This is a genomic window from Streptomyces pseudogriseolus, assembly GCA_002154585.1.
Lineage (GTDB): Bacteria > Actinomycetota > Actinomycetes > Streptomycetales > Streptomycetaceae > Streptomyces > Streptomyces pseudogriseolus.
In genome coordinates this window covers 1-1,618 of sequence record MUNG01000668.1, presented here as the reverse complement: position 1 = coordinate 1,618, position 1,618 = coordinate 1, and the positions used below count along the sequence as shown (strand labels likewise).

The 1,618-nt window shown below is 70.8% G+C and carries 2 protein-coding genes; both read left to right on the top strand.

The annotated features are described in order from the left end of the window. Positions 1-968 (top strand): amino acid ABC transporter permease (locus CCN29_RS33975; RefSeq protein WP_086686314.1); only part of this gene is annotated, 968 nt, incomplete at its 5' end. Further along, on the top strand, positions 965-1,618 hold a 654-nt coding region (locus tag CCN29_RS33970), incomplete at its 3' end, for an amino acid ABC transporter ATP-binding protein (protein ID WP_086686312.1). The genes CCN29_RS33975 and CCN29_RS33970, both read left to right, overlap by 4 nt.

The following is a 1,618-nucleotide window of genomic DNA, read 5'->3' as shown; positions in this document are numbered from 1 at the left end:
CCCCGGCACCGCCCCTGCCCGACGACCCGGCCGGACTCAAGGTCGTCCCCGCCCGCCACCACGCCCGCTGGATCGCGGCCGCCGCCGTGATCGTGCTCGTCGCCCAGTTCACCCACGGCCTGGCCACCAACCCCGTCTGGGAATGGGGCGTCTTCCGCGACTACGTGCTGTCCGAGACGATCGTCCAGGCGGTGTGGGTGACGCTCCAGCTCACCGCCTACGCCACCGTCCTCGGCTTCCTGCTGGGCACCGTCCTCGCCTTCATGCGACTGTCGCGGAGCCCCGTACTCCAGACCGTCGCCTGGACCTACATCTGGATCTTCCGGTCCATCCCGATGATCGTGCAGCTGGTGTTCTGGTTCAACCTGAGCGCCCTCTACGACCGCCTCGGCCTCGGCATCCCCTTCGGGCCGGTGTTCTGGTCCGTCGACAGCAACAGCATCATCGGCACCCTCGGCGCCGCGATCATCGGACTGACCCTCCACCAGGCCGCGTACGCCGCCGAGATCGTCCGCGGCGGCGTCCTCGCCGTCGACGAGGGCCAGCTCGAGGCGGCCGCCGCGCTCGGCATCCCCCGGCTGCGGCAGATCCGGCGCATCGTCCTCCCGCAGGCCATGCGCGCCATCCTGCCCACCGCCGGCAACGAGATCATCGGCCTGCTCAAAGGCACCTCGGTGGTCTACGTGATGTCCATCGGCGAGCTGTTCTACCAGGTGCAGGTCATCTACGGCCGCAACGGACGGGTGATCCCCCTGCTGCTGGTCGCCACCGCCTGGTACGTCGTCCTCACCTCCCTGCTGTCGGTCGCCCAGTACTACGTGGAACGCCGCTACGCCCGCGGCGCCGACCGCACCCCGCCGCCCACCCCGCTCCGGCGCGCCCGCCGCACCCTTCGCGCCCTGCGCACCGCGGCAGCCCGCCGCCACGAGCCCGTCGTACCGTTCAAGCCCCTGGGAGACATCCGATGAGCGACGTCATGGTGGACGTGCGCGGCGTCCACAAGAGCTTCGGCCCGCTGGAGGTGCTGCGCGGCGTCGACCTGACGGTCCGGGCCGGCGAGGTCACCGTGATCCTCGGCCCGTCCGGCTCCGGCAAGTCCACGCTGCTGCGCACCATCAACCACCTGGAGAAGGTCAGCCGGGGCTGGATCAGCATCGACGGCGAGCTCATCGGCTACCGCCGCTCCGGCAACCGGCTGCACGAGCTGAAGGAGAAGGACGTACTGAAGCAGCGGACCCACATCGGGTTCGTTTTCCAGAACTTCAACCTCTTCCCCCACCTCACCGTGGAGGACAACCTCGTCGAGGCGCCCGTCGCCGCGCTGCGCCGCCCCCGCAAGGAGGCCGTGGAGACGGCCCGGCGGCTCCTCGCCCGCGTCGGCCTCGCCGACAAGGCCGGCGCCTACCCGCGGCAGCTCTCCGGCGGACAGCAGCAGCGCGTCGCCATCGCCCGCGCCCTGGCCCTCGAACCGAAGGTGCTGCTGTTCGACGAGCCCACCTCGGCGCTCGACCCGGAACTGGTGGGCGAGGTCCTCGACGTCATCAAGGACCTGGCCCGCACCGGCACCACCATGATCGTCGTGACCCACGAGATCGGCTTCGCCCGCGAGGTCGCCGAC